At 60.4% G+C, this 26770-nt stretch carries 27 protein-coding genes and 1 pseudogene; 26 read left to right on the top strand and 2 right to left on the bottom strand.

What is annotated here, in order from left to right:
• Positions 1 to 9 precede the first annotated feature (9 nt).
• The 7 genes from flgG to fliP are packed head-to-tail and all read left to right on the top strand — an operon-like array spanning position 10 to position 4914.
• The gene (gene flgG, locus QD408_RS21365) at positions 10 to 798 is read left to right on the top strand and encodes a flagellar basal-body rod protein FlgG (protein WP_088680436.1); all 789 of its coding nucleotides are present in this window, start codon (positions 10 to 12) and stop codon (positions 796 to 798) included.
• Between the two features lie 16 nt (positions 799 to 814).
• A complete protein-coding gene (flgA, locus tag QD408_RS21360) occupies positions 815 to 1297 on the top strand; it encodes a flagellar basal body P-ring formation chaperone FlgA (RefSeq protein WP_088680437.1) in 483 nt (160 codons plus the stop codon).
• The gene (locus QD408_RS21355) at positions 1294 to 2415 is read left to right on the top strand and encodes a flagellar basal body P-ring protein FlgI (protein ID WP_088680438.1); all 1122 of its coding nucleotides are present in this window, start codon (positions 1294 to 1296) and stop codon (positions 2413 to 2415) included. The genes flgA and QD408_RS21355 overlap by 4 nt, the downstream gene beginning before the upstream one ends.
• Positions 2412 to 2951, top strand: coding sequence for a MotE family protein (locus QD408_RS21350; protein WP_088680439.1), 540 nt, complete (start codon positions 2412 to 2414; stop codon positions 2949 to 2951). Before QD408_RS21355 ends, QD408_RS21350 begins: the two co-directional genes overlap by 4 nt.
• Positions 2948 to 3664, top strand: a complete 717-nt coding sequence (gene flgH, locus QD408_RS21345) for a flagellar basal body L-ring protein FlgH (RefSeq protein ID WP_088680440.1) — start codon at positions 2948 to 2950, stop codon at positions 3662 to 3664. Before QD408_RS21350 ends, flgH begins: the two co-directional genes overlap by 4 nt.
• Before the next feature lie 12 nt (positions 3665 to 3676).
• Complete coding sequence (gene fliL / locus QD408_RS21340) at positions 3677 to 4180, top strand: flagellar basal body-associated protein FliL (protein ID WP_414140674.1); 504 nt, start codon at positions 3677 to 3679, stop codon at positions 4178 to 4180.
• Positions 4177 to 4914 carry a flagellar type III secretion system pore protein FliP gene (gene fliP / locus QD408_RS21335; protein WP_088680442.1) on the top strand — a complete coding sequence of 246 codons (738 nt, stop codon included), beginning with the start codon at positions 4177 to 4179 and terminating at the stop codon, positions 4912 to 4914. The genes fliL and fliP overlap by 4 nt, the downstream gene beginning before the upstream one ends.
• An 80-nt stretch (positions 4915 to 4994) precedes the next feature.
• On the opposite strand, the gene QD408_RS21330 is transcribed toward fliP, so the two are convergent.
• The gene (locus tag QD408_RS21330; RefSeq protein WP_414140673.1) at positions 4995 to 6968 is read right to left on the bottom strand and encodes a glycosyl transferase; all 1974 of its coding nucleotides are present in this window, start codon (positions 6966 to 6968) and stop codon (positions 4995 to 4997) included.
• A gap of 401 nt (positions 6969 to 7369) precedes the next feature.
• Here QD408_RS21330 and QD408_RS21325 point away from each other — a divergent pair, with 401 nt between their 5' ends.
• The 19 genes and pseudogenes from QD408_RS21325 to QD408_RS21235 form a co-directional block, all read left to right on the top strand.
• Positions 7370 to 8275, top strand: a complete 906-nt coding sequence (locus QD408_RS21325; protein WP_088680444.1) for a flagellin — start codon at positions 7370 to 7372, stop codon at positions 8273 to 8275.
• 281 nt (positions 8276 to 8556) lie between these two features.
• On the top strand, positions 8557 to 9465 hold the full coding sequence (locus tag QD408_RS21320) for a flagellin (protein ID WP_088680445.1): 909 nt from the start codon (positions 8557 to 8559) through the stop codon (positions 9463 to 9465).
• A 246-nt stretch (positions 9466 to 9711) separates the two neighbouring features.
• On the top strand, positions 9712 to 10620 hold the full coding sequence (locus tag QD408_RS21315) for a flagellin (RefSeq protein ID WP_088680446.1): 909 nt from the start codon (positions 9712 to 9714) through the stop codon (positions 10618 to 10620).
• 300 nt (positions 10621 to 10920) lie between these two features.
• The gene (locus tag QD408_RS21310) at positions 10921 to 11883 is read left to right on the top strand and encodes a flagellin (RefSeq protein ID WP_088680820.1); all 963 of its coding nucleotides are present in this window, start codon (positions 10921 to 10923) and stop codon (positions 11881 to 11883) included.
• A gap of 201 nt (positions 11884 to 12084) precedes the next feature.
• Positions 12085 to 12714: a hypothetical protein gene (locus tag QD408_RS21305; protein WP_088680821.1), complete on the top strand. Its 630-nt coding sequence runs from the start codon at positions 12085 to 12087 to the stop codon at positions 12712 to 12714.
• On the top strand, positions 12711 to 14027 hold the full coding sequence (locus QD408_RS21300; protein ID WP_414140672.1) for a MotB family protein: 1317 nt from the start codon (positions 12711 to 12713) through the stop codon (positions 14025 to 14027). Before QD408_RS21305 ends, QD408_RS21300 begins: the two co-directional genes overlap by 4 nt.
• A gap of 10 nt (positions 14028 to 14037) precedes the next feature.
• Complete coding sequence (gene motC / locus QD408_RS21295) at positions 14038 to 15327, top strand: chemotaxis protein MotC (protein ID WP_088680448.1); 1290 nt, start codon at positions 14038 to 14040, stop codon at positions 15325 to 15327.
• A gap of 1 nt (position 15328) precedes the next feature.
• Positions 15329 to 16783 (top strand): flagellar hook-length control protein FliK, encoded by a 1455-nt coding sequence (locus QD408_RS21290; protein ID WP_414140671.1) that lies wholly within the window; start codon positions 15329 to 15331, stop codon positions 16781 to 16783.
• Positions 16704 to 17288 (top strand): lytic transglycosylase domain-containing protein, encoded by a 585-nt coding sequence (locus QD408_RS21285; protein ID WP_414140670.1) that lies wholly within the window; start codon positions 16704 to 16706, stop codon positions 17286 to 17288. Before QD408_RS21290 ends, QD408_RS21285 begins: the two co-directional genes overlap by 80 nt.
• Positions 17289 to 17568: 280 nt before the next feature.
• Complete coding sequence (rem, locus tag QD408_RS21280) at positions 17569 to 18240, top strand: transcriptional activator Rem (RefSeq protein ID WP_088680451.1); 672 nt, start codon at positions 17569 to 17571, stop codon at positions 18238 to 18240.
• A 126-nt stretch (positions 18241 to 18366) separates the two neighbouring features.
• Positions 18367 to 19668 carry a flagellar hook protein FlgE gene (locus tag QD408_RS21275; RefSeq protein WP_088680452.1) on the top strand — a complete coding sequence of 434 codons (1302 nt, stop codon included), beginning with the start codon at positions 18367 to 18369 and terminating at the stop codon, positions 19666 to 19668.
• A 19-nt stretch (positions 19669 to 19687) separates the two neighbouring features.
• On the top strand, positions 19688 to 21175 hold the full coding sequence (flgK, locus tag QD408_RS21270; RefSeq protein WP_088680453.1) for a flagellar hook-associated protein FlgK: 1488 nt from the start codon (positions 19688 to 19690) through the stop codon (positions 21173 to 21175).
• Positions 21176 to 21178: 3 nt separating this feature from the next.
• The gene (locus QD408_RS21265) at positions 21179 to 22225 is read left to right on the top strand and encodes a flagellar hook-associated family protein (RefSeq protein ID WP_088680454.1); all 1047 of its coding nucleotides are present in this window, start codon (positions 21179 to 21181) and stop codon (positions 22223 to 22225) included.
• Positions 22226 to 22261: 36 nt separating this feature from the next.
• On the top strand, positions 22262 to 22609 hold the full coding sequence (gene flaF / locus QD408_RS21260) for a flagellar biosynthesis regulator FlaF (RefSeq protein WP_088680455.1): 348 nt from the start codon (positions 22262 to 22264) through the stop codon (positions 22607 to 22609).
• Positions 22606 to 23055 carry a flagellar biosynthesis repressor FlbT gene (gene flbT, locus QD408_RS21255; protein WP_085736226.1) on the top strand — a complete coding sequence of 150 codons (450 nt, stop codon included), beginning with the start codon at positions 22606 to 22608 and terminating at the stop codon, positions 23053 to 23055. The genes flaF and flbT overlap by 4 nt, the downstream gene beginning before the upstream one ends.
• Positions 23046 to 23468, top strand: a complete 423-nt coding sequence (flgD, locus tag QD408_RS21250) for a flagellar hook assembly protein FlgD (protein ID WP_414140669.1) — start codon at positions 23046 to 23048, stop codon at positions 23466 to 23468. Before flbT ends, flgD begins: the two co-directional genes overlap by 10 nt.
• 89 nt (positions 23469 to 23557) lie before the next feature.
• Positions 23558 to 23824: a flagellar biosynthesis protein FliQ gene (fliQ, locus tag QD408_RS21245; RefSeq protein ID WP_011424049.1), complete on the top strand. Its 267-nt coding sequence runs from the start codon at positions 23558 to 23560 to the stop codon at positions 23822 to 23824.
• 91 nt (positions 23825 to 23915) lie between these two features.
• Positions 23916 to 26003, top strand: coding sequence for a flagellar biosynthesis protein FlhA (gene flhA / locus QD408_RS21240; protein WP_088680457.1), 2088 nt, complete (start codon positions 23916 to 23918; stop codon positions 26001 to 26003).
• Positions 26000 to 26281 (top strand): annotated as a pseudogene (locus tag QD408_RS21235) (flagellar biosynthetic protein FliR); the annotation flags it as partial. The gene flhA and the pseudogene QD408_RS21235, both read left to right, overlap by 4 nt.
• 1 nt (position 26282) lies before the next feature.
• Here the strand turns inward: QD408_RS21235 and QD408_RS21230 are convergent.
• Positions 26283 to 26770, bottom strand: a 488-nt coding sequence (locus QD408_RS21230; RefSeq protein WP_414140668.1) for a transposase, incomplete at its 5' end; no start/stop codon positions are given.

Genomic DNA, 26770 nt, shown 5'->3' with positions numbered 1-26770 from the left:
GACGAACACATGAGAGCGCTCGCCATCGCAGCAACGGGCATGGATGCCCAGCAGACCAATCTGGAAGTCATCGCGAACAACATCGCGAACATCAACACGACGGGCTTCAAGCGAGCCCGCGCCGAGTTCACAGACCTTCTATACCAGACCGAACGCGCCAAGGGTGTCGCCAACCGCGCCAACCAGGCCGTCGTTCCGGAAGGCGCCAATATCGGCCTCGGCGTTCAGACCTCGGCTGTCCGCAACCTGCATCTCCAGGGCGAACTTACCCAGACCGGCAACGACCTCGACGTGGCGCTGATCGGCAAGGGCTTCTTCCAGATCCAGTCGACCGATGGCACCACGCTCTACACCCGCGCCGGCGCGTTCAACAAGAACGATCAGGGCCAGCTCGTCACCATCGACGGCTATGAGGTCCTGCCCGGCATCACCATCCCGCAGGGCTCGACAGAACTGACGATCAGCCGCTCCGGCGAAGTGACCGCCAAGCTGCCAGGCCAGACCGATCCGACCACGCTCGGCCAGCTGACGCTCGCCGATTTCGTCAACGAGGCGGGCCTTCAGCCGATCGGCGACAACCTCTTCCAGGAAACGCCGGCATCCGGCGACGCCGTCATCGGCAATCCCGACGAGGAGGGCTTCGGCTACATGAAGCAGGGCTACCTGGAATCCTCGAACGTCGACCCGGTGAAGGAAATCACCGAGCTGATATCGGCCCAGCGCGCTTACGAAATGAATTCCAAGGTGATCACGACAGCTGATGAAATGGCCTCCATCGTCAGCAAGAACCTGAAGTAAGGGGAAGGGCCGAAACATGATGTTTTGCCGGGTAGGACGCATCTCAGGATGGGTGGCGGCAGCCACGATCGCAATCGCGGGCATCGTTTTGCCCGTGAATGCGGATGCCGGCATGGGTTATGCCGTCGTCCCGACGACGATCATCTACCCCGGCGACACATTGTCGGGCAGCCAGCTTCAGGAAGTCGAGGTCACCAATCCCAACCTCGCCGGCGACTATGCCAAATCGATCTCGCAGGTCGAAGGCATGGTTTCCAAGCGCACGCTGCTGCCGGGCCGCACGATTTCGGTTTCGGCGCTGCGCGAGCCCTATACGGTGACGCGCGGCTCTTCGATCCGCCTGGTCTTCTCTCTCGGCGCAATGACGATCTCCGCCGCCGGCACGCCGCTCGAAGACGGCGCGACGGGGCAGCTCATCCGCGCACGCAATATGGATTCCGGCGTCATCGTCAGCGGCACGGTGCTTGCGGACGGCACGGTCCATGTGAGGGCAAAATGAAATTGTTCTTCCGTTTCCTTACCCTTGTCGCGGTTCTCGCCATGAGTTTGGCCGATGTCGCGCCCGCCTGGGCGCTAACGTCCCGCATCAAGGACATCGCTTCCCTCCAGGCCGGCCGCGACAACCAGCTGATCGGTTACGGCCTCATTGTCGGCCTGCAGGGAACCGGCGACGGTTTCCGCTCTTCGCCCTTTACCGAACAGTCGATGCGGGCGATGCTGCAGAACCTCGGCATCTCGACGCAGGGCGGCCAGTCCAATGCCAAGAACACGGCAGCCGTGATGGTCACCGCCAACCTGCCGCCCTTTGCAAGCCCCGGCAGCCGCATCGACGTCACGGTGAGTTCGCTCGGCGACGCGACGTCGCTGCGCGGCGGCACGCTCGTCATGACCTCTCTCTCTGGCGCCGATGGCCAGATCTATGCCGTCGCGCAGGGCGCCGTCATCGTTTCCGGCTTTCAGGCGCAAGGCCAGGCGGCGACTGTGACCGAAGGCGTCACCACCGCCGGCCGCGTGCCCGGCGGCGCGATCATCGAGCGCGAACTGCCGTCCCGCTTCAAGGACTCGGTCAACCTCGTCCTGCAACTGCGCAATCCCGACTTCTCCACTGCGATTCGCATTGCCGACATCGTCAACGGTTACGCCTCGGCGCGCTTCGGCGGCCCGGTGGCGGAGGCGAAGGATTCGCAGGAAGTGGTGGTCCAGAAGCCGCGCGCGGCCGATCTCACCAGGCTGATGGCCGACATCGAAAATCTCATCGTCGAAACCGACACGCCGGCCAAGGTCGTCATCAACGAGCGCACCGGAACGATCGTCATCGGCTCGGACGTTCGCGTCTCGCCGGTCGCCGTCAGCTACGGCACCTTGACGGTCCAGGTCACCGAAACGCCGCAGATCATCCAGCCTGAGCCCTTCTCGCGCGGCCGGACCGCCGTCCAACCGCAGACCGATATCGCGGCGGAGCAGACCGGCGGACGCGTCGCCATCATCGATGGCCCCGACCTCAGAACCCTCGTCGCCGGCCTCAACAATATCGGCGTAAAACCGGATGGCATCATCGCCATTCTCCAGGGCATCAAATCGGCGGGCGCCCTCCAGGCGGAGCTTGTGCTGCAATGATTGGTATCATCAACCTTGATATGACGGTCCTGCAGCTGCTGCGCCGGCTGGCGCTGCCGGCGGCAGGCCTCGTTCTTCTGTCGATCCCCGGCGCCTTCGCGCAGGAGCATCCGGAAGGCGCGATCACCTCTCAGGACGAGATCAAGCAGTTCTGCACGAACATTGCCGATCCCGCCCGCGACCAGCGTTATCTCCTGCAGAAGCAGGAACTGGAAAGGCTTCGCGCCGACATCGACGCCCGCATGGCCGAGATGGACAAGCGCAAGGCCGAGTATCAGGACTGGCTCAAGCGCCGCGACGATTTCCTGAAGCAGGCGGAAGCCGGCCTCACCGAAATCTACAAGAAGATGAAGCCGGACGCGGCGGCACTGCAGTTGCAGGACATGAAGATCGAAGTGGCCTCCGCCGTTATCATGCGGCTCGGGCCGCGCCAGTCGAGCCTCATCCTCAACGAGATGGATCCGCAGAAGGCTGCGGTCATCGCCAACATCATCGCCAGTGCGTCCGATCCCAATACGTCGAAGGATCCTTCATGAATATGCGTCTCACGGCTGCGATCGCCGCCCTCGCACTCCTTGCAGGCTGCCAGACTCCGACGGCGGTCAGCGAGATCGGCCGCGCGCCTGCCATGAGCCCGATCGGCAGCGGCCTGGCTTACGGCCAGACGCCGCAGATGGCGCTCTATCCGAAGCAGCCGCGCGCCGTCGCGCAGGGCTATTCGCTGTGGAGCGATTCGCAGGCCGCTCTTTTCAAGGATGCGCGCGCGCTTAACGTCGGCGACATCCTGACCGTCGACATCCAGATCAACGACAAGGCTTCCTTCGACAACGAGACCAACCGCAGCCGCTCGAATTCGAGCGGCATGAATTGGGATGTCAACGCCCAGATCTTCGGCTGGACACCAGAGTCCAAGACCGACCTGACCTACGGTTCCGACACCAGCACTGACGGCAAGGGCAAGATCGAGCGCACCGACAAGATCACCCTCCTGGTCGCGGCCGTCGTCACCGGCATCCTGGAAAACGGAAACCTCGTCATCTCGGGCTCGCAGGAGGTGCGTCTGAACCAGGAACTGCGCATCCTGAACGTCGCCGGTATCGTTCGCCCGCAGGACGTCAATGCCGACAACCAGATCTCCTACGACAAGATCGCCGAAGCCCGCATTTCCTATGGCGGCCGCGGCCGTCTGATGGAAGTGCAGCAGCCTCCGCGCGGCCAGCAGGCCGTCGACCTTTTCTCGCCGCTTTGAGGTTGAACGACGATGGCAGAGCCAGACGCAGCCGCAGGTCAACCGAAGAAATCGGGCTCCCTGATGACGATCATCGGCGTGGTCGTTCTGACCCTCCTCGGCGCCGGCGGCGGCTGGGCGGTCGGCACGATCGTCGCGCCCAACATCAAGGGCGCCAAGGACGCCGAGCTGGCCAAGGACACCGAGGCCAAGAAAAAGGCCGAAGAAGGCCTGGCGCGCATCTCGACCGAAGAGAACAACGTCGTCCAGCTCGAGCCGATCACGTCGAACCTCGCTTACCCCTCGGAGAACTGGGTGCGACTCGAAGTCGCGCTGCTGTTCAACGGGCCGCCGGATGTCAAGATTTCCGAGGATATTCACCAGGATATCCTCGCCTATATCAGAACCGTTTCCCTTCAGCAGATCGAGGGGCCGCGGGGCTTTCAATATCTCAAGGATGACCTGCAGGAACGTGTTGACCTTCGCTCGAAAGGGCGGGTATCGAAGGTCATGTTCAGGACATTTGTCATCGAATGATTCGATTCATAGTTTTCCTTGCCGCCATGATGGTGGTACCGGAACTGGCGGTGGCCCAGCAGCTGCCGACTGATTTGTTAAACGTGCCGGTCGACGGCTCCGTCGCCGCCTGGATCATCCGCACGTTCGGCCTGTTGACCGTCCTTTCGGTCGCGCCGGGCATCCTCATCATGGTGACGAGCTTCCCGCGCTTCATCATTGCCTTTTCGATCCTGCGTTCCGGGATGGGCCTCTCCTCTACGCCCTCCAACATGATCCTTCTGTCGCTGTCGCTGTTCATGACCTTCTATGTCATGTCGCCGACTTTCGACCAGGCCTGGCAGAACGGCGTGCAGCCGCTGCTTGCCAACCAGATCAACGAGACCGAGGCCGTTCAGCGGATTGCCGAACCGTTCCGCACCTTCATGACGGCAAATACTCGCGACAAGGATCTGGCGCTCTTCGTCGATCTGGCGCGCGAGCGCGGCCAGAATATTCAGACGACTGATCCGGTCGACTATCGCGTGCTGATCCCGGCCTTCATGATTTCCGAGATTCGCCGCGGCTTCGAGATCGGCTTTCTCGTCGTGTTGCCGTTCCTCGTCATCGATCTGATCGTCGCCACCATCACCATGGCGATGGGCATGATGATGCTGCCGCCGACTTCGATCTCGCTGCCTTTCAAGATTCTCTTCTTCGTGCTGATCGACGGCTGGAACCTGCTCGTCGGCAGCCTGGTGCGCTCGTTCAGCTGACCGGTTGCCGTCCATTTTCATCGCGAATAGAAAAACCCGCCGGAGCGATCCGGCGGGTTTTTCGTGCGGATTGAAAAGTCTCACTCGGCAGCGAAGGGCGCCGTGCGCGGCGGCAACGCCGGAATGTCCAGGTGATCGGGTGCGAGGCCCTGCTTGGCGCGCTCGGCCATGGTTTCATAGGCCTGCTCGAGATGATGGCAGAAGCGCTCGGCGTCGAAGAGCGGCGCGATGTAACGCTTCTCCTTCAGATGCGCCTTGTATTCGGCGATCCGCTCCGGGTTCTGCGCCAGTTCCACGGCAAGGTCCTCATAGGCCTGCAGGTCGGCTGCGACGAGATCAGGCAGGTCGATTGCCCTGAGCAGGCTCTCGCTGACGCGTGAGGCGAAGTTTGTGCCCTTGACGGTCAAGACAGGCAGGCCGCCCCAAAGCTGCTCGGAGGTGGTCGTATGGCCGTTGACGGGGAAGGTGTCGATGCCGAGGTCGGCTGCCTGCTGGCGGCTGATATGGTCTTCGTAGGGCGCGCGCGGGCAGAAGATGATCCGCTTGGCGGAGATGCCCGCCGTCTGGAACTGCTTCAGGAGGTTCGCCTGGTTGCGCGGTGTATTCGCCATCAGCCACAGTACGCTGTTCGGCGCCCGCTTGAGAATCCGGCACCAGCTGTCGATCGTCTCCGGCGTGATCTTACGGTTGCCGTTGAAGGACGCGAAGATGAAAGCTTCTTCCGGCAGGCCAAGCTGTTCACGCGTGACCGGACGCGGCTTCGGGCGATGCATTGGATCGTTCGGCTGGTAGCTCTCCGGAAGCCGGCAGAACTTCTCATGATAGAACGGCTTTGCCATGTCGGGCAGCACCGAATGGTCGCCGATGACATAGTCGAGGTCGATATTGACGGTGCTGCCCGGAAAACCCAGCCAGCCGACATGCACCGGTGCGAGCGGCAGATTGAAGGCCGTCGCGCGGCTGCCTGACGTATGGCCCTTCAGGTCGACCATGATGTCGATATTATGCTCACGCACCGCCTCCAGCATTGCCTGATCGGAGAAGCCGTGAACGTCCACGATCCTGCCCCAGCGGCTGCGGTCGGTATCGTTGTGCTTCAGGAATTCCGGGCCTGTATGGCAGAATAGCGTGACCTCGAAACGGTCTTTGTCATGCAGTTCCAGGATGCGCTGCAAGAGCTTCATCGTTGCGTGGCGATCCCAGAAGTCGGATGACATGTAACCGATCCGGATCTTGTCAGACCATTTGTGCGGCTGGTTGCGGCGGAAGGCCACCCGTTCCTGGTTGAGGGGCGTGGTGCCGATCGTCGCATGCTGATTGTGTTCCTCGTTCCCGCACCAGTGCAGATGATAGAACGGATTGTCCTTGCGCAGGATTTCGATATCGCCTTTCGCAAGGGCTTCGTCGATCATGCCTTGATGCTTGCTGGCTTCTTCGAACTCATTGAATTCGCGGAGGAAAACAAGATGGAGGAAACGGAACGCGACGTTGCCGGGAAAGCGCTTGAAGAGGCTGCGCGCGAGCTTCTGGTTCGTTGGGTCATGGAGATCGTCGCCGAGCAGCAGGGCTGCCAGGCGGACGTGGTCGGGATTCATGCTCTCCGCCAGCACGGTCTTGAACGGGCTGATGATATCCCGCTGCTGGCGTTTCAGATAGATCGCGGTGATGATGAATGCGAGTTCCGCATCTTCCTGCGCCTTGGTCAGGTTGCGCATGGCGATCAGCAGCGCCTCATCCTCGTTGCCGGTCTCGTAGTAGAGCTTGGCCGCCTGCTTCAGATATTCGTAGGAATTCGGTCCTTCGCAGTTGCCGGCCAGGCCATAGGCTTTCGCGGCATCGGCTTTGAAGCCGAGCTGCACGAGGTTCTTGGCCAGCAGCGCATAGGTCTTGGCATCCTGCTGGATATCCATCAATTGGTTGAGCGTCGCCAGGGACTGTGTGTAGCGGCCCATCTGGTAATCCTTGGATGCCGCAGAGAACGAAACTTTGCTGTTCAAAACCCAACTCCGTGAAGGAAATGTTCTGGCGTGGCTGCCGATTGCCGACGCGCGCACGGGCCGTCCTCCCCGAAAATGGGGGATCGGTCCGATAATGCTATCCCGGCATCTGCCACACTCGCATTCGAAGCTTGCTTGAAACCGGTGGCGCGGTGAGCGCCCGCTCGTCCTGGAGGCTTCGCTTGTCCCAGAAAAGCGCCTACTCTTGCCGGTAAAGGTTGCTTTTCAGCAGCCATTAACTACGCCTTGTGAGGAGCCATTAACTATGCCGTGTGAGGGCAGGTAGAGCACCCGTATTTTTAAGAAGTTGGCAAGCATTGGCTGCGAGATTGCCTTGGACATGACGGGTTTGGGCCAAAACAAACAGGCGCCGAGTAGCATGAAGCTGGTCCGTCATCGCCGGTATTACAGTCCGGTATGTCCTCCTTTTTGTATCTAGTTTTCCAGGGGACAGACTTATGACAAGCATTAACACGAATTCTTCCGCACAGGCCGCTCTCCAGACGCTGCGTAGCGTCAACCAGGGCCTCAACCAGACGCAGAACCACGTTTCCTCCGGTTACCGCGTTGAAAAGGCCTCCGACAACGCTGCTTACTGGTCGATCGCAACGACCATGCGTTCGGACAACAAGGCTCTCTCGGCCGTTTCCGACGCTCTCGGCGTAGGCGCTGCGAAGGTCGACACCGCTTACACTGCCATGGACAGCGCCATCGATGTCGTCGGCGAGATCAAGGCCAAGCTCGTTGCTGCAACGGAAAGCGGTGTTGACAAGGCCAAGGTCCAGGAAGAAATCGGCCAGCTGCAGCAGCAGCTCCTGAGCATCGCTCAGTCGGCTTCCTTCAACGGGGAAAACTGGGTTGCCGGTGCTGCCGGCACCAAGAGCGTCGTTTCCTCTTTCGTCCGCGACGGCTCCAACGCCGTTTCGATCAAGACGACCGACTATGTTCTCTCGAGCGGCTCTTTGGGCAACGTCCTGTTCGGCATGAGCGGCGGCTCGGTCGAAACCTCCACCGGTATCCTCGGCACTTCGACGGGCGCGACCGGCTCGATCTACGCGATGAGCATCACCAACTTCACCGCCGGCCAGATCCAGACGGCTCTGACCAACGTTGAATCGGCTCTGAAGGCCATGACCAGCGCCGGCGCTGCTCTCGGCTCGCTCTCCAAGCGTATCGACGCCCAGGACGACTTCGTCAACGCGCTCAGCGACTCGATCGACTCCGGTGTCGGCCGTCTCGTCGACGCCAACATGGAAGAAGAATCCTCCAAGCTCAGCGCCCTGCAGACTCAGCAGCAGCTGGCGATCCAGTCGCTGTCGATCGCGAACTCCTCTTCGCAGAACATCCTGTCGCTCTTCCGCTAAGAGCGGCCGGCACAAGGTTTCCAAGTTTCGCGGCCGGGTCATCCCCGGCCGCGAAATGTTTTAAAATAAGGTTAACAAAAATCTCCCTAAGTATCGGATATTTTTACGAAATTTTGATTTCAAGTTTAGCTTTCCTTAACCATCTTGCTGTTTTCTAGGCCCATCGAAACGGCGAGTTAACCCTAACAGAGATGGTTAACAGGCATGATGCTGATCGCTGTGGGCCGGCCAAAATCCGGAATGTCCCTTTTTAAAATCTGCCAACAAGGGGCAAGCAAACTATGACGAGCATCAACACCAATAACGCTGCAATGGCAGCCCTCCAGACTCTCCGTGGCATCAACCAGGGCCTCCAGGAAACCCAGGCGCACGTTTCGTCCGGCTATCGCGTCGGCAAGGCTTCCGACAACGCTGCTTACTGGTCGATCGCAACGACCATGCGTTCGGACAACAAGGCTCTCTCGGCCGTTTCCGACGCTCTCGGCCTCGGCGCCGCCAAGGTCGACACCGCTTACGCCGCCATGGACAGCGCCATCGATGTCGTCGGCAACATCAAGGCCAAGCTCGTTGCTGCAACGGAAAACGGCGTCGACAAGGCCAAGGTTCAGGAAGAAATCAGCCAGCTGCAGCAGCAGCTCCTGAGCATCGCTCAGTCGGCCTCCTTCTCAGGCGAAAACTGGGTTGCCGGCAGCAACGGCACCAAGAGCGTCGTTTCCACCTTCGTCCGCGACGCCTCGAATGCCGTTTCGGTCAAGATGACCGACTACGTCCTCTCGAACGGCTCCATGGGCAACGTCCTGTTCGGCATGAGCGGCGGCTCGGTCGAAACCTCCACCGGCATCCTCGGCACTTCGACGGGCGCGACCGGCTCGATCTACTCGATGAGCATCACCAACTTCACGCTCGGCCAGATCCAGACGGCTCTGACCAACGTGGAATCGGCTCTGAAGGCCATGACCAGCGCCGGCGCTGCTCTCGGCTCGGTCTCTACGCGCATCGGCCTGCAGGAAGACTTCGTCAATGCGCTCAGCGACTCGATCGACTCCGGTGTCGGCCGTCTCGTCGACGCCAACATGGAAGAAGAATCCTCCAAGCTCAGCGCCCTGCAGACCCAGCAGCAGCTGGCGATCCAGTCGCTGTCGATCGCGAACTCCTCTTCGCAGAACATCCTCACGCTGTTCCGCGGCTAATAGCCCGCGCAAACATCGGCCCGCCGGTCATCCGGTGGGCCTCCGGAATCAAGCCGCGCTTCGATGGAGCGCGGCTTTTTTATTTTCATTAACTATTGATTAACCATAATGCTGTTTTCTCGGGTCAACGAGACGGCGAGTTAACCAAATTTAAGAACCGGTTAACAGGCATGAGGCTGATCCCCGTTCCCGGTGGCTTTCCGGAATGTCCCTTTTCCCATCAGCCAACTAGGGGCAATCACTTTCATGTCCAGCATTTTGACCAACGTTGCGGCAATGGCCGCTCTTCAGACGCTCCGCGGCATCAACGGCAGCCTTGAAGATACACAGAATCACGTATCGTCGGGTTACCGCGTCGAAAAAGCAGCCGACAACGCCGCCTACTGGTCGATTGCGACGACCATGCGTTCGGACAACAAGGCTCTGTCGGCCGTGTCCGACGCGCTCGGTCTCGGCGCCGCCAAGGTCGATACCGCCTATTCCGCCATGGACAGCGCGATCGACGTCATCAGCGAGATCAAGTCGAAGATCGTGGCAGCGACCGAAAAGGGTGTCGACAAGACCAAGGTGCAGGAAGAGATCAAGCAGCTGCAGGCGCAGCTGATGAGTATCGCTCAGTCGGCCTCCTTCTCCGGCGAAAACTGGGTTGCAGGCAATTCCACGAAGAGCGTCGTTTCGACCTTCGTTCGTGACGGCAACGGCAATGTTTCAGTCAAGACCACGGATTACGTCCTGAGCTCGGGTTCGATGGGCAACGTCCTGTTCGGCATGACTTCGGTTGGAGCGATCGAGACGACCTCCGGCATTATTGGCACATCAAGCGGCACGATCGGTTCGATCTACACGATGGATATCACCAGCTTCGGCTCGACCGAAATCTCCATGGCTCTGACGGCGATTGAAGCCGGCCTGGAAGCAATGACCAAGGCGGCCTCGCAGCTCGGCTCGATTTCCACTCGCATCGACCTGCAGGAAAACTTCGTCGCTTCCCTCAGTGACTCCATCGACTCGGGCGTTGGCCGCCTCGTCGATGCCGATATGGAAGAGGAATCAAGCAAGTTGACGGCGCTGCAAACACAACAGCAGCTGGCCATCCAGTCGCTGTCGATCGCCAACTCCAGCGCTCAGAACATCCTCACGCTCTTCCGCAGCTAAGTCGGACACTGAAGCTGGACCGAATCTTGCGCCCTCGTCCGGGGGCAAACGAAAAGCCTCTCGAACCGCGCCCGAAAAGGCGCGGTTTTTCTTTTTATTACAATATGTTAGTTGGCGGTGGAATAGGCGCGGCACGTTCGGTCCTCCGCTCTTGCCGAACAGGTTGATATCGAGTTAACTTCGCTTTGAGTTGATTTGCTCTTTTGCGACAAGCCGGTGGAACCTGCCGGAGGCATGACGCCACTTCCGTCGCCGCCGGCAATCCGGCCTGCCCTTTCATCTTATTCCGAGACCCTGTCGATGACCGTTAAGATTACCAGCGCGGCCGCGGTGAATGCGCTTGCGGTGCTGCGCAGCATCAACAAAGAAGCCAGCCAGACCCAGCAGCAAGTTTCCTCGGGATATCGTATCGAAACGGCCGCCGACGATGCGTCTTACTGGTCGATCGCGACCGTCATGCGCTCGGACAGCACCAATCTCGGCACGATCGGAGATGCGCTCGGCCTCGGCGCCGCCAAGGTGGATGCGACCTATACGGCGATGAATTCAGCGATCGATCTCATCACCCAGATCCGCACCAAGCTGGTTTCGGCAAGAGAGCCCGGCACCGACAAGGATAAGATCAATGCCGAGATCAGCGAATATAAGCAGCAGTTGCAGACGGTCGTCGAATCGACATCGTTTGCGGGTGAAAATTGGCTGTTGAATGGTGATGCGGCCGCCCCGCCGACATGGTCTGTAATCTCCGGCTTCGTGCGCGCGCCGACCGGCGAGTATCAGGCCCAGAGCATCGATTTCCCCTCGTCGCAGACCATCCTCATCGACAAGAACAATGCCAGCGGCGGCCTGTTGACCAAACCGGTCGACGCCCAGGCAATCAACAACAGCGGGACGGGTCCCCGCAACTACTACCTGTTGAACGCCAATTCGACGACGCCGGCGACGGGTACGGAGATTGCGATCGGCAAGAACACGACCGACGCGCAGCTCGCCGACATGCTCGACGTGACCGACGCGCTGCTCTCCTCACTGACGACGACGGCCGCTTCCATCGGCGTGATGAAGGCGCGCATCGACGATCAGGTCGACTATACCGCCAACCTGTCCGATTCGATCGACAAGAGCGTCGGCGCGCTCGTCGATACCGACATGGATGAGGCTTCGATCCGCCAGAAGGCGATCGAAACACAGAAACAGATGGCCGTCGAAGCGATCTCGATCCTCAATACGGCGTCAAGCAAGATCCTCATTCTGCTGGAATAGGGGAGGGCGCGATTACGGATGGCGGCAGGGCCATTCATCCTCGCGCAAGTTTGACTTCCTAGTTTCCGGCATGAAGGCATCGTCCGAATCCGTGCCGGTGCAAGGTCAAGCCCTTGCCCGTTTCGAGAGGGCATGACGGCGCGCAAGGTCGTTTAGAGCGGGGCAGGCATGCTGCATGCCTCGCGAATGCTGGATGGTTTTATGAGCATTTCGCTTTCCCGGTATTTGAAGGATTTCGGCGAACCGGAATCGCCGGCGCCGATCATCGACGTGGATGATTTCGCCGGCAATGGTTTTCCTGAAATGCCGAGCGAACCGGCGATCGACGTCGAGGCGGAGCGCCGCGAGGCCTATGCGGAAGGCCATGCGGCGGCAACTGCGGAATTGACCGAGAAATACGAACTCGAGGCGCGGGCACTGGCAGAGGTCCATGCGCGTGAGCTCGAGGAACTGAAGCTTCGTTACGAAGTCGAGGCGGCGGCGGTCATTGCGTCCCGTATCCGGGATATTGCCGAAGAGGTCGCCGAACTGGTCAGCGCCGGCGCCGCAGCTGCCATCGCGCCCGTCATGACCGAAGCGCTCGCGGCCAAGGCTGCCGAAAACCTTGCCGCGCTGCTGCGCGACGCGATCCTCGAAGGCGCTGCCGGACCGATCGTCGTCAGGGGGCCGGTACGGCTTTTCGACAGGTTAAAGACCGAGCTCGGCGACCATGCCGGAGCGGTTCGCCACATTGAGACCGATGATATCGATCTTGCCGTCGAAATCGGCGAATCCGTCATCGTCACCCGTATGTCCGCCTGGGCGGCCAGCTTGAAGAAAGTTCTCGAATGAGTGAAGGCGAAAACCACCACCACGGCAAGAACGAGATCATCATCGTCAAGAGACATGGCGGCGGCGATCACGATGGCGCCCATGGCGGTGCGTGGAAAATTGCCTATGCCGACTTCATGACGGCGATGATGGCGTTCTTCCTGGTCATGTGGCTGGTCAATGCCGCCAACGAGGAGACCAAGGCTGCGGTCGCGACCTATTTCAACCCGATCAAGCTTGCCGACGAAAAGCCGACCGAGAAGGGCCTGAAGAAGCCTGTCAAAAATGACGAGGGCGAGGAGAAGCAGGAAAAGTCGAAGCAGAAGGAAGAAAATCCGACCGAGGGCAAGTCCGCCGCGGACGGTGACGACCAGACCTCGACCTCAGGCGACCATACCAATTATTCTGAAGCCGATTTCTTCGAAAATCCCTATTCGGTTCTCGCCGAGATCGCGCAGGAAGTCGGCCAGCAGGCAAATGTCAGCGCCAAGGGCGATGGCGGCGCGGCCGATTCCGGTCCTGCCACCGGCGCCGACGGCGGCGAAGCCTATCGCGACCCCTTCGATCCGGATTTCTGGACGAAGCAGGTCGAGGTCACGACGGCCGGCAAGTCACAGCCTCCCGGCAAGAGCGATGAGCAGCCGAGCGAGACAACCGAGATCGCCAAGGCCGAGATTGTGAAGCCCGAGGACGTTAAGCCGGTGACGCCGGCCGACCAGAAAGCGGCCAAGGACGCGGCCGAAGCAGGGGATGGCAAGGCGGCTGGCAAGACGCCCGACGACAAGAAGGCCGACGCGCAAAAGGACGCCGATCATCAGAAGGACGCGGACAAGAGCGCGGCAAAGACGGAAGAGCAGCAGAAGGAAGCGGAGCAGCAGGAAGAAGCAAAGCAGCTCCAGCAGCAGATCGCCCAGCAGATCGGCGGGGTTGCCGGCAAACTCGCAGAAGGTTTGACCGTGACGGCGGCCGAAGGCGGCCTTCTCGTCAGCATCTCCGACCAGAACGACGACTCGATGTTCAACATCGGTTCCGCGGTTCCGCGCCAGGAAATGGTGCTCGCCATGGGCAAGATCGGCGAGATACTGAAGGATAGGGGCGGGGCTGTGGCCATCCGCGGCCACACGGACGGGCGCCAATATAAAGGGACGCAGAACGAGAACTGGCGGCTTTCGATGGATCGCGCCCAGAGCGCCTATTACATGCTGGTGCGCGGCGGGCTCGACGAGAAGCGTATATCCCAGGTCTCCGGCTTCGCCGACCGCCGGCTGAAGGTGACGACCGATCCGTTCGACGCGGCCAACCGCCGGATCGAGATTCTGGTGCAGGCGGATTAAGGATAGTCGGATGGCGCGTCGTCAGCATCGCTACCTCGGATTTGTGGCTCTCGGCCTGGCGATATTCTCGCCGGCCGCGGGCAATGCTGAGGATCCGGACGACCTTGCGCCGTATAAGATGCTGCGGTCGCTGCAATTCGTTCAGGATTCCGTGGCTGCCGGCGACCATTCGGCTGGCGAGATGCAGCGTTTCATGCTGGGCACGATCGATCAGCGGCTGCGCACCGTCGATCCCTCGGTCTTCGACGACGATCGCAATGTCGATGCCGCATTGATCTACGCGATGAGCGGCGGCAATCCCCAGACGCTCGAATATCTGATCGCCCACGACGTCAACGGCTATTTCGACAACCGTGTTACCGATGTGCTGCGCAAATATCTGAGCGGCAAAGGCCTTCTCGTCGCAAAGACGCTGGAGGAGACGGCAGGCGAGTATCGCGACAAGAAGATCGGCCCCTATCTTGCGCTGATCGGTGGCAACGTGCTGATCGCGACGAAACCGACGGACGCACTGGATCTTTACGACCAGGCGCGTCTCGCCGCGCCGGGTACGATCGTCGAGGAGGCGGCGTTGCGCCGCTCCGTCGCAATCTGCCTCGACAAGGGTATGCTCGACAGGGGGCTAGCCTATTCGCAGCGTTATATCAGGCGCTTCCTGCATTCGCCCTATGCCGGCCAGTTCGCGGATCTCTTCGTCAAGCTCGTCGTCGATCATGATCATGATGTGAAGCCGCAGGATGTTATCGACATTCTGTCCTTCATGGATGCTCCACGCCAGCGCGAGGTCTATCTGCGCATCGCGCGCGCCGCCGCAATATCAGGCAAGCCGGAACTGGCGCGCATGGCGGTGGAACGCGTGCAATCGCTCGGCGCCGGCACCGACAATGCCTTCGGCCCGCTTGCCGATTTCTACGGCGGCATGGCCGGCTTGCCGACCGACGACATCGATCGGGCGGCGAAAAATGTCAGCGGTATCGACGGCAATGCGCTTTCGCCGCGGGATCAGGCGCTTCAGGAGGCGGCGAGATCCGTCGCCGAGCAGATCCTGCGCGCTCCCGATCCGGCAAGCCTGACGCAAGCATCCAACCCTAATGATGATCATCAAGAAATCACTTCTGAAAAGGCTGCGGCTCTAGCCACGCAACCGGGAGCGCCAAGCGCACATCCCGAGCCTGTTCCAGGAGGTGTGGCATCGACTGGCCAGAGCCAGGATACCGACCCCTCATTCAACGCATTTGTGACGACCAGTCGATCCAGACTCGACCAGATCGACAGTCTTCTGGCGCAGGAAGGCAATTAAAATGATGGATATGAGCGTCTCGGGCGGAGCCCCAGGTACTGAGGCGGCAGCGAAGTCTTCGCGCCAGGCCGGAAAGGCTGATGCTGCCGACCAGAAGAACGGATTCTCCGATGTGCTTGCCAAGGCGAACGGCGGTTCGGCCAACGACCAGGCCGATGAGACACAGCCGGACCAGGGCGTGATTGCCGAAGGCGCGGCCGAAAAGGCGGCGCGGGCGATCCGCGGCCGCAGCGGCGCAAAGCCATTGATCGATCTCAGCGATGCCGCGCTGAAGGCGCAGGCTGACGTGGAACCGGAAACGATCACCGATCTGGCCAATGTCGGAAAGGTTACGGCCAAGCTCGCCAAGAACCAGACGAAAATGCCGGCCGATCTGGCCTTCGGCAAGCTCGATCCGAATGACGGCGCAGCAGCCGAGGTCGCCCAGGCGACCAAGGGCGTCAAGCATGCCAAGACCGACGCACTGGAAGCGGATACGGATAAAGATAGCAGCGGGGATGACGACGGCGGAATTTCCGATGTCCTCGGCCTGTTGAAGCAGGACCCTGCCGAAAGTGCCGTGGCTTTGTCCGGCGCAGTCGTCGCGCATCAGGCGTCCGCCAAGGCCGATGAAGCGGCAACAGGCGACAAGAAGATCGACCGCGCCGACGCCAAGCTTGGCGGCCATGCGTCCGACGCGCTGGCGGCCGTCAGTAGCGCCGAGAGCGGCAAGGCGGACGACGTCGGGCTTGCCGGAGCGGAAAATGCCGACGCCACCGATGGCAGGACGTTCAGGATCAGCCGCGCCGATGGCCGCGGCGTATCGATGGATATGCATATCGGCGCGGATCAAGCCGAGTCGAAGGATGGCTCCAAGAAGGCCGATCTCGAAAATGTTTCGGTCCTCGAATCACGCCGCTATATAGGTCTGGCGCAGAACTCGAATTCCGCAGCCGTCACGGCGGCCCTCTCCGGCGATTCCGAATGGGCGCGCGCCATGCAACCGAGCTCGGCGCTTTCCAACGCGGCGGAATGGACGAGCACCGGCAAGGTGGTCAATACGCTGAAGATCCAGATGAACCCGATCGATCTCGGTCTGGTGACAGCGACCATGCGCCTGTCCGGCGATGCGCTGAACGTCGATCTCAAGGTCGAGACGGGCGCGGCTTATCGTCAGTTGAAGGAAGATCACGGCAAGATTCTCGAAGCTCTGCGCAGCCAGGGTTACACGATCGAGAATGTCACCGTCAGCATGGCGCCGGTCGAGCGTGCCGATGCCGGCAATCAGGCAGGCAGCCAGGGCCAGGGCTCCCAGCAGTCGCTTGCCCAGCAGGGGCAGGGCGGCGAGGCGCGCGAGCGCCACTATCAGACGGCGCAGCGGACGGACGGAGGCTTCAATGGCGCAGGCGAGACCGGGATTGAAGAGGTTTCTGCTGGCCGGCCTGGCAGCGGCAGCGCTGGCGGCGTTTACCTCTGAGGCGTCGGCCTCCACGGGCGCCTGCGAACGCGAGATCCAGTCGGCAGCGGCCAAATACGGCATCCCGGAGGGCATCCTCTATTCGGTCGGTCTGACGGAGACCGGCCGCAAGGGGTCGCTCTATCCTTACGCCATGAATGTCGAAGGCAAGGCAATCTTTCCCCCCTCCGAGCAGGACGCCATGAAGCAGTTCGATGTCGCCCGCAGAAGCGGGGCGAAGCTCATCGACATCGGCTGCATGCAGATCAACCACTATTATCACGGCGAGAATTTCGGCTCCGCCGAGGATATGTTCGACCCTCATCGCAACGTGGAATACGCAGCAAAATTCCTCCGCAACCTGCATGATCGTCACGAAACATGGACGATGGCGGTAGCCAGATACCATGCCGGGCCGAACAATGACCCTGCCCAGAAGCGATATGTCTGCCGCGTCATCTCCAATCTGGTCGCTACCGGCTATGGCAAGTGGACTCCCAATGCGAGTAACTTCTGCCAGAATTAATTCAATCAAAAATTGAAGATGGGTATTGTGACGAAACTGTGTCACAATATGGCAGGAATCCGGCACGAATCCCGTGCGCAAGTCATAATTAAGAGAGCGTTAACTTTTCCACGAAATTTTTGTGTGCATAAATATGGGCGCCTACTAGATATAGATCAAATCGCCACCCGGATCTTAATCAATTATTAATTTCTGCCATTAACTTTAACGAGTTGTCGCCGATTCGTGCGATTCGTACCCATAGATCATCGAAGTGCCACACTGATTCGGAGGCGGACGAATGATCGTAGTGGTTGATGAGCGTGAGCTCGTGAAAGATGGATACACATCTCTGTTTGGCCGTGAGGGCATTCCCTCCACCGGCTTTGATCCAGCGGAATTCGGCGAGTGGGTGCAGACCGCCGCGGATTCCGACATTGCGGCCGTCGAGGCTTTCCTGATCGGCCAGGGCCAGCGCAATCTGGAACTGCCCCGGGCGATCCGGGATCGGTCGATGGCGCCGGTGATCGCGGTCAGCGATCAGCCCTCGCTGGAAAACACCCTTGCGCTTTTCGATTGCGGCGTCGACGACGTGGTGCGCAAGCCGGTTCACCCCCGCGAAATTCTCGCAAGGGCGGCGGCCATTCGCCGCCGGTTGAAGGCGATCACCAACTACACCGATATCGGTGCGATCCGCGTCTTTTCGGACGGCCGTGATCCCGAGATCAACGGCGAGGTCTTCGCGCTTCCCCGGCGCGAGCGCCGCATCCTCGAATATTTGATCGCCAACCGCGGTCGCCGGGTTACCAAGACCCAGATCTTCAACGCCATCTACGGCATCTTCGATGAAGAGGTCGAGGAGAACGTCGTCGAAAGCCACATCTCGAAGCTGCGCAAGAAGCTGCGCAAGAAGCTCGGCGTCGACCCGGTCGATTCCAAGCGCTTCCTTGGTTACTGCATTGATTGGGCTTGATTTTTTCAGCCGGACGGAAGCGCCCGGCTGAACCTGGATATTTGGCCTCGCTGTCCGCATCACAGACAGCTTCACGCAAGGCCCGCCAAATACTCTTGAGCTTAACAGGTAAAACGAGGTTTTCAGATGAGCATTTTCGGCAGCATGAAGACGGCAGTATCGGGGATGAACGCGCAGGCGAACCGCCTCAGCACCGTCGCCGACAATATCGCCAACGTGAACACCACCGGCTACAAGGCCGTGTCGACGAGCTTCTCGTCGCTCGTTCTGCCTTCCTCGGGCGGCAACTACAATTCCGGCGGCGTTCAGACCTCTGTCCGCCAGGCCGTCTCCGATCAGGGTGACATTTCCTACACAACGTCGACCACCGACCTCGCCATTTCGGGCGACGGCTTCTTCATCGTCCAGGGTCCTGACGGCACGCCGGTCCTGACCCGCGCCGGCGACTTCCAGAAGGACGACGAAGGCAACCTCGTTAACGCAGCCGGCTTCCAGCTGATGGGCTATTCATACAATTCCGGCTCCCCCGCAGTCGTCGTCAACGGCTTCGACGGCCTCGTTCCCGTCAACGTCAGCCAGGATGGCCTGACCGCCATCGCCTCGACCTCGGGTGTCTTCAAGGGCAATCTCGATTCCAACGCCAATATCCCGGTCGCGCCTGCGACAGTCCCGAGCGCCAACCTTGCCACCACCACGGCCGATACCAAGAAGGTCTCGATGGTCGCCTATGACCGTCTCGGCAATAAAGTGATGTACGACTTCTATTTCACGAAAACCTCGGTCGCGGCAGCGCCGCCGCCGGCCCCTCCCGCGACTGCGGCCACCTGGGAAGTCGCGATGTTCCGCAACGCCAACGCGGCGGTTGGCGGCACTACATCCTTCCCTTACAGCGCGGGTGGCGCAGTCGGAACCGGATCGCTCACTTTCGATGCGAACGGCAAGATGACATCGAGCGGCGCCGTCACGATTACCGATGGTGTGACCGGCCAGACGATCGCCATGAATTTCTCCGGCTTGACGCAACTCGGCGCCGATTTCTCCGGCACCGGCACGCCGAACGGCCAGGCGGCGACCCCCGTCAAGGATGTGACGATCGACGGCGACGGCATCGTCTACGCCAAGTACGAGGATGGCAGCACCAAGCCGCTTTACCGTATCCCGCTCGCCAACGTCGCAAGCCCCGACAAGCTGACGCTGATGAGCGGCAACGTCTACAGCGCCAACGGTCAGTCCGGCGTCACCGTCACCGGCTTCCCGCAGACCAACGGCCTTGGCACGATCAAATCGGGTGCTCTGGAAGGTTCGAACGTCGACCTCGCCGGCGAGCTGACCGAGATGATCGAATCGCAGCGCAGCTATACCGCCAATTCCAAGGTCTTCCAGACGGGTTCCGACATCATGGACGTACTCGTCAACCTCAAGAGATAAGTAAGGTAACGGGTAAGCCATGTCGCTCACGTCCGCACTTAATACCGCACAGAACATATTCAACAATACCGGCACGCAGAGCAGTGTCGTATCGAACAATATATCGAATGCGGGCAACAAGGATTACGTGCGCCGGCAGGCGATGCTCACCACGTCCCTGAACGGGGCGCAGGTCGTCCAGATCAACCGGGCACAGGAAGATGCCCTGCTGCGCCAGTATCTGAAGACATCCTCTCAGGACAGCGCCCAGCAGGCCTTGCTGGGCGGTCTCGAGGACCTGAAATCGATCATGGGCGGCAACGACTACGAAACGTCGCCGTCCACCTATCTCGGCGTTTTCCAGGAAAAGCTGCAGGCTTTCAGAACCTCGCCGGGCAGCACGGTCGCCGCTCAGGGCGCTATCACCGCAGCCCAGGACGTCGCTACCTCGCTCAACAACGCGTCGAAATCCGTGCAGGACGTTCGCGCCACCGCCGACAAGCAGATCGGCACCGCGGTCGATAAGCTGAATACGCTGCTGAGCGAGTTCGAGAAGGCCAACAATGCGGTGAAGACCGCCACGGCTTCGGGTGCGGATGCATCCGGCGCGCTCGACGAACGTGAGAAGGTCCTCAAACAGATTTCGCAGATCGTCGGCGTCAGCGCGACGACGCGCGACAATAACGACATGGTGCTGAGCACGCCTGATGGGACGATCCTCTTCGAGACGATCCCGCGCAAGGTGACGTTCAAATCCCAGGATGTCTATACCGCCACGACCGTCGGCAATTCCGTCTATATCGACGGTGTCGCACTGCCGCTCGGCAAAGGCTCGACGACGACGGGGCAGGGGAGCCTCCAGTCGCTCCTGCAGATCCGCGATGAGATCGCTCCCAATTTCCAGAAGCAGCTCGACGAAGTCGCCCGCGGCCTGGTCTCGCTCTTCAAGGAGCAGAACACCGCAGTTGGCCCGGCCTATGTTCCCGGCCTTTTCACCTGGAGCGGCGGCACCGTGGACACCGGCGGCACGGCCGTCGCCGGCATGGCGGCGAGCATCACCGTCAGCACCCGCGTGATCACCTCGCAGGGCGGCGATCCGATGCGTCTGCGTGACGGCGGCGTCAACGCCACCGGCCTCGTCAAAAATACAACTGGCGTCAGCGGCTACACAACTGAACTTGATCGCCTATATACCGCGATGAGTTCCGACATCGATTTCGACCCGGCAGCGGGAGCGCCGGTCGGTTTCGACGCTACCACGGGTATCGATTCGAACGTCAGTATCCTGGAATACGCCACGAATTCCCTGGGCTGGCTCGAGCAGTACCGCAGCAACGCCACGACGGCGGCGGAAAATACATCGGCGGCGTTGTCGCGCTCCGATGAAGCTTATTCCAACGAGACGGGCGTCAATCTCGACGAAGAACTGACGCTGCTTCTCGACATCGAGCAGTCCTACAAGGCGGCGACCAAGATCCTGAACGCCGTTGACGAAATGCTGAAATCGTTGCTGGATATTGCGAGTTAAGCCATGAAGAGCTCATTTATTTCAAGTTCGGCCATTCAGAATGCGATGCGACTGACGATCCGTCAGGCGCAGAACCAGATGACGAAGGCGACGATGGAAGCAACGACCGGAGTCTATGCGGATATCGGTGTCTCGCTCGGCGGCAATGCCGCCAGGAGCGTGGATTTCAGCCGCGAGGTCGACAGGATAGACTCGATCAAATCGAGCAATTCGCTTGTGACCGCGCGCATGGAATCCTCGCAGCTCGGCCTTTCCAAGATGAAGGACGTCGGCGACGGTCTCGTTTCGAAGCTGACGGCGCTCCAGGGCAGCCACGATCCCGGCAGCATCACGGTCGCCATCCAGTCAGCGACCAGCGCCCTGTCCACGATGATGGACACGTCCAATACCATGGTGAACGGCGAATATCTGTTCTCGGGCATCAACACCGACGTGCAGCCGCTGACCGACAAGACGACTGCGACGAGCGCAGCCATCGTTACGGCGTTGAACACTTATGCGACGGGTCTTGGCAAACCGGTCAACCAACTGACCGGCGCCGAAATGGACACCTTCATCACCACTCAGGTCGAGCCGATGTTCAGCGAGACCGCCTGGACCGACCCGACGACCGGCTGGTCGCAGGCGTCGAGCCAGAACATGACGAGCCGCATCAGCAACTCGGAAGTGATCGAATCCTCGACCAACGCCAATTCCGAAGGCATGCGCTACTTCGCGCTTGCCTCGGTCGTGACCTCGGCGCTGCTGGGCCAGAACCTGAGCACCGATGCGATGAGCACGGTTTCGAAGAAGGCAATCAGCTATACGACGAAGGCGACCTCGGGCCTCGTGACCCAGGCAAGCCAGCTCGGCCTTTCCCAGGAACGTGTCAAGAAGTCCAACGATGCGCTCGACGCTCAGTCGAACATCATCAAGAACAAGCTCGTGGATCTGCAGGGCGTCGATCCATACGAAGCCTCGACCCTCGTCAAGACTTTGGAAACGCAGCTTGAAACCGCCTACACGATCGTTTCGAAGATCCAGCAGTTGAGTCTAGTAAACTACCTTTGATGAGCAAAGGCGCGCGATATCAAGAAGGATGCATGAATGTATCAGTTCTCATATGCCGAAGTCATGCAGGACTCGGTGGCCGACGCGAAAGAGCGGGAATGGCAGGTCCTCGACCGCTCCATTGAACTGCTGTCGGTGGCGCGCGACAAGGAAAAATATGGACGGGAAGCCATTGAAGCCCTGTTTTACACGAGACGGGTGTGGATCAGCTTCATCGAGGATCTGAAACATCCCGACAACCAGCTGGAGATCGAGCTCAGGGCCAACCTCATCTCGATCGCGATCTGGATCTTGAAGGAATGCGACAGGATCAGAAAACGTCTGTCTAATAACTACCAGGGCATTATCGACGTTACCACCATCATCAGGGATGGACTTAAATGAAAAGTACACTTCGCATTTCTCTGAAAGCCGGGGAAAGAATCTTCATCAACGGCGCCGTCCTGCGCGTTGACCGCAAGGTCGCGCTGGAATTCCTGAATGATGTGACGTTCCTTCTCGAAAACCACGTCCTCCAGCCGGAAGGCGCCACGACGCCGCTGCGCCAGCTCTATTTCATCGCGCAGATGATCCTCATCAATCCCGAGGGCAAGGACCATTCGACGGCGATGTTCCGCAAGTCGATCACCATGCTGCTCGCCTGCTTCAAGAATGAGGAAATCCTTGCCGAGCTGAAGCGCATCGACGCGCTCGTCTCGACCGGCCGTGCCTTCGATGCGTTGAAGGCCATTCGCGGCCTCTACGCCATCGAAGACAATATCCTCAACAACCACGAAATGCCGCCGACCATGGTCGAGCAGATTCGCAGGGAGATCGCACCATGGCGGTAGATGCAACGTCGAGCGTAACCAGCTCGACCTCGACGAGCACGTCGAGTGCGACCAAAAAAGCGACAATGAACTACGACAACTTTCTTCAGCTGCTGATCGCGCAGATGAAGAACCAGGATCCGACCGATCCGATGGACGCCAGCGAGCAGGTGGCACAGCTTGCGACCTTCTCGCAGGTCGAGCAGACGATCCAGACCAATACCAAGCTGGACACGCTTCTGGCGAGCTCGAGCCTCACCCAGGCCAGCAGCTATGTCGGCAAGTACATGGAAAGCGCCGACGGCACCGTCAAGGGCGTCATCAATTCCGTCAAGGTTTATTCCGACGGCATCATTGCGACGACCACGGATGGCGGTAAGATACTCGTGCAGGCGGGAATCACTGTTGCCGACGAGGCTCCGAGCAGCTCCTGATGCGACAGGCGCCGACGCGCCTGTTGATGCCAACCAACGCGGCCCGGCAATGGCGGGGCCGCCTCAAGGCGATATGAGGTTGCCTTCGGATGAATGAAGCTGATGCATTGGATCTGTTCCAAGCGGCGATCTGGACCGTGCTGATTGCCTCCGGTCCGGCGGTCCTCGCCGCGATGGTGGTGGGTCTCGTCATTGCCTTGATCCAGGCGCTGACCCAGGTGCAGGAAGCGACGCTGACCTTCGTGCCGAAGATTGTCGCCGTGCTGGTCGTGGTCGGCATCACAGCCCCCTTCGTCGGCTCGCAGATCTCCATTTTCACCAATCTCGTCTTCTCGCGCATCCAGTCCGGCTTCTGAGCCCACCTTCGCGCAAGCTTCGCCATTTAATTCTCGATCCGAATTGGGCGGACCTCGTGTCCGCCTCCTCTCATGAAGAGACGGAATCGTCATGGCGCAACCACCTGCACTCCCCCTTCCGAAAGTCGCCCCGAGCCTGCGCGATATCGGTTTTGCCCTCGGCATCATCGGCATCATCTGCATTCTCTTCCTGCCGATTCCGCCGTTCCTGATCGATATGGGGCTGGCCTTCTCAATCGCCTTCTCGGTGCTGATCCTGATGGTCGCGCTGTGGATCCAGAAGCCGCTCGATTTCTCGTCCTTTCCGACCATTCTGCTGATCGCGACGATGACCCGGCTGGCGCTGAACATCGCGACGACCCGTGTCATCCTGTCCCACGGCAATGAAGGCCACGATGCGGCGGGCGGCGTCATCGCCGGCTTCGCAAGCCTCGTCATGTCCGGCGACTTCGTCATCGGCCTGATCGTCTTCCTGATCCTCATCACCATCAACTTCATCGTCATCACCAAGGGCGCCACGCGTATCGCCGAAGTCGGCGCGCGTTTCACTCTCGATGCCATCCCCGGCAAGCAGATGTCGATCGATGCCGATCTTTCGGCCGGCATCATCGATGAGAAAGAAGCCCAGCGCCGGCGCAGGGAGCTCGAAGAGGAAAGTTCCTTCTTCGGCGCGATGGACGGTGCGTCGAAGTTCGTGCGCGGCGATGCCGTCGCCGGCCTCATCATCACCGCCATCAACGTCTTCGGCGGCATCATCATCGGCTATTTCCGCCACGGCATGCCGATCGGCGAAGCGGCCGACGTCTTCGTCAAGCTCTCCGTCGGTGACGGCCTCGTCTCGCAGATGCCGGCCCTCATCGTTTCGCTCGCAGCTGGCCTTCTCGTTTCGCGCGGCGGCACCACCGGCTCCACCGACCAGGCGGTCGTCAATCAGTTGAGCGGCTATCCCCGCGCGCTTTCCGTCTCGGCCGTGCTGATGTTCGTGCTCGCCCTGATGCCGGGCCTGCCCTTTGTCCCCTTCGTGATCCTCGGCAGCCTTCTCGCCTTCGGCGCCTGGTTCATTCCGCGTCAGGTCGAGGCTGAAAACAAGCTTCGCCGCGAGCAGGAGGAAAAGAAGGTCGTCCAGACCAAGGAGCTGGAGAAGGACTCGGTCAAGTCGGTGCTGCGCACCTCGGAGATCGAGCTCGCGCTCGGCAAGATGGTTTCGACCCGCCTGCTCGGCGCCCATCAGGAACTCGCCTTCCGCGTCGGCAAGATGCGGAAGAAGTTCGCCACGCAATACGGCTTCGTCGTGCCGGAGATCAAGGTGACGGACGATATCGCCATCGCCGAGAAGTCCTACCAGATTCGCATCCACGGCACGACGGTGGCCTCGAACCTGCTGCGTGTCGGCGAAGTCCTCGTCGTCACCGGCGCCGGCCGCCGGCCGAGCATTCCGGGCGACGAAATCCGCGAACCCGCATTCGGCATGCCGGCCGTCTCGATCCTCGAAAACTTCGCCGACGATCTGAAACGCGAGGGCTTCCAGCCGATCGACAACGTGTCCGTCGTGCTGACGCATATGAGCGAGGTCATCCGCAACAACCTGCCGCAGCTTCTGTCCTACAAGGACGTCAAGGTGCTGATCGATCGGCTCGATCCCGAATACAAGAAGCTTGCCGACGAAATCTGCTCGTCGCACATGTCCTATTCCGGCCTGCAGGCGGTACTGAAGCTGCTGCTCGCCGAACGCGTCTCGATTCGCAACCTGCATCTCATCCTCGAAGCGGTGGCAGAACTCGCCCCGCATGTCAGGAAGACCGAGCAGATCGTCGAGCACGTTCGCATCCGCATGGCTCAGCAGCTCTGCGGGGATCTCGCCGACAACGGCGTGCTGCGCGTGCTGAGACTCGGCAGCAAATGGGACCTCGCTTTCCATCAGGCGCTGAAGCGCGACGCCAAGGGCGAAGTGATCGAATTCGACATCGATCCTCGCAGCCTCGAAGAGTTCAGTGAGCAGGCCACCAAAGTTATCCGTGAGTTCATGGATCGCGGCCTGCCATTCGCACTTGTCACGTCGCCGGAAACACGCTCCTATGTGCGCATGATCATCGAACGGCTGTTCGCTACGCTGCCGGTCCTGTCGCATGTCGAACTGGCCAAGGGCATCGAGATAAAGATTTTGGGCTCTATTTCATGATAACAGACCCGCAAGGGACCGTTCTCGCGCTGTTTCTGGTTTTTTGCCGGATCGGCGGCTGTGTCCTGGCTCTTCCGGGTTTTTCGTCGGCGCGCGTGCCCGAACAGCTGCGCGTCTTCATCGCAGGCGCGCTCTCGATCGCGGTCATGCCGCTTCTCTGGGACACGATCTATCCCGCAGTCCACACGGGGGCGGGGACCTATATCGGCCTGATCTTCAGCGAAACGCTGATCGGCGTCATGTACGGCATGCTGGCACTGGTGTCCGGTTTAAATTTGGTCACCATTGGAGGCTCATCTGGTGGGGACTGTGTGGTGGACTGCCGGTGGGTTGCAGCAGGCGGTCGATCCTGCGTCGGTGCATGAGATTGGCGCGCACCAGGCGGGCGAAGGCGAGCGGGCTTGCGACGGTGGTCTGGTCTGCCTTGGCCATCTGCAGCAGCAGGTATGCGATCAGGGCGACGGCGATCTGGATGCGCACGGCATTCTCGCTATTGCCGAGGAAATGGCGGATCTTCAGCGTCTGCTTGACCCATCGGAAGAACAACTCGATCGCCCAGCGGCGCTTGTAGAGCGCGGCGATCTCTTCAGCCGGAGCATCGAGATCGTTGGAAAGGATGCGCAATATCTTGCCGGTTTCGATCCGCACGCAGACCTCCCGAACCGGCACGCTCATCGGGTTCCTGCGGCTTTTCGCCATGCGCTGCGGCAGGAGGCCGACCCGATCCGACAGGATGGTTCCAACCAGGCTAACCGCTCTTTCCTCTC

Source organism: Rhizobium sp. BR 249 (assembly GCF_047445895.1).
Lineage (GTDB): Bacteria > Pseudomonadota > Alphaproteobacteria > Rhizobiales > Rhizobiaceae > Rhizobium.
Note: the sequence above shows the minus strand (reverse complement) of the source record. Positions and strands in the feature narration are given on the sequence as shown.

Coding starts and splice junctions, on each gene's coding strand:
- flgG (WP_088680436.1), top strand. CDS start 10: ATGAGAGCGCTCGCCATCGCAGCAACGGGCATGGATGCCCAGCAGACC.
- flgA (WP_088680437.1), top strand. CDS start 815: ATGATGTTTTGCCGGGTAGGACGCATCTCAGGATGGGTGGCGGCAGCC.
- QD408_RS21355 (WP_088680438.1), top strand. CDS start 1,294: ATGAAATTGTTCTTCCGTTTCCTTACCCTTGTCGCGGTTCTCGCCATG.
- QD408_RS21350 (WP_088680439.1), top strand. CDS start 2,412: ATGATTGGTATCATCAACCTTGATATGACGGTCCTGCAGCTGCTGCGC.
- flgH (WP_088680440.1), top strand. CDS start 2,948: ATGAATATGCGTCTCACGGCTGCGATCGCCGCCCTCGCACTCCTTGCA.
- fliL (WP_414140674.1), top strand. CDS start 3,677: ATGGCAGAGCCAGACGCAGCCGCAGGTCAACCGAAGAAATCGGGCTCC.
- fliP (WP_088680442.1), top strand. CDS start 4,177: ATGATTCGATTCATAGTTTTCCTTGCCGCCATGATGGTGGTACCGGAA.
- QD408_RS21325 (WP_088680444.1), top strand. CDS start 7,370: ATGACAAGCATTAACACGAATTCTTCCGCACAGGCCGCTCTCCAGACG.
- QD408_RS21320 (WP_088680445.1), top strand. CDS start 8,557: ATGACGAGCATCAACACCAATAACGCTGCAATGGCAGCCCTCCAGACT.
- QD408_RS21315 (WP_088680446.1), top strand. CDS start 9,712: ATGTCCAGCATTTTGACCAACGTTGCGGCAATGGCCGCTCTTCAGACG.
- QD408_RS21310 (WP_088680820.1), top strand. CDS start 10,921: ATGACCGTTAAGATTACCAGCGCGGCCGCGGTGAATGCGCTTGCGGTG.
- QD408_RS21305 (WP_088680821.1), top strand. CDS start 12,085: ATGAGCATTTCGCTTTCCCGGTATTTGAAGGATTTCGGCGAACCGGAA.
- QD408_RS21300 (WP_414140672.1), top strand. CDS start 12,711: ATGAGTGAAGGCGAAAACCACCACCACGGCAAGAACGAGATCATCATC.
- motC (WP_088680448.1), top strand. CDS start 14,038: ATGGCGCGTCGTCAGCATCGCTACCTCGGATTTGTGGCTCTCGGCCTG.
- QD408_RS21290 (WP_414140671.1), top strand. CDS start 15,329: ATGATGGATATGAGCGTCTCGGGCGGAGCCCCAGGTACTGAGGCGGCA.
- QD408_RS21285 (WP_414140670.1), top strand. CDS start 16,704: ATGGCGCAGGCGAGACCGGGATTGAAGAGGTTTCTGCTGGCCGGCCTG.
- rem (WP_088680451.1), top strand. CDS start 17,569: ATGATCGTAGTGGTTGATGAGCGTGAGCTCGTGAAAGATGGATACACA.
- QD408_RS21275 (WP_088680452.1), top strand. CDS start 18,367: ATGAGCATTTTCGGCAGCATGAAGACGGCAGTATCGGGGATGAACGCG.
- flgK (WP_088680453.1), top strand. CDS start 19,688: ATGTCGCTCACGTCCGCACTTAATACCGCACAGAACATATTCAACAAT.
- QD408_RS21265 (WP_088680454.1), top strand. CDS start 21,179: ATGAAGAGCTCATTTATTTCAAGTTCGGCCATTCAGAATGCGATGCGA.
- flaF (WP_088680455.1), top strand. CDS start 22,262: ATGTATCAGTTCTCATATGCCGAAGTCATGCAGGACTCGGTGGCCGAC.
- flbT (WP_085736226.1), top strand. CDS start 22,606: ATGAAAAGTACACTTCGCATTTCTCTGAAAGCCGGGGAAAGAATCTTC.
- flgD (WP_414140669.1), top strand. CDS start 23,046: ATGGCGGTAGATGCAACGTCGAGCGTAACCAGCTCGACCTCGACGAGC.
- fliQ (WP_011424049.1), top strand. CDS start 23,558: ATGAATGAAGCTGATGCATTGGATCTGTTCCAAGCGGCGATCTGGACC.
- flhA (WP_088680457.1), top strand. CDS start 23,916: ATGGCGCAACCACCTGCACTCCCCCTTCCGAAAGTCGCCCCGAGCCTG.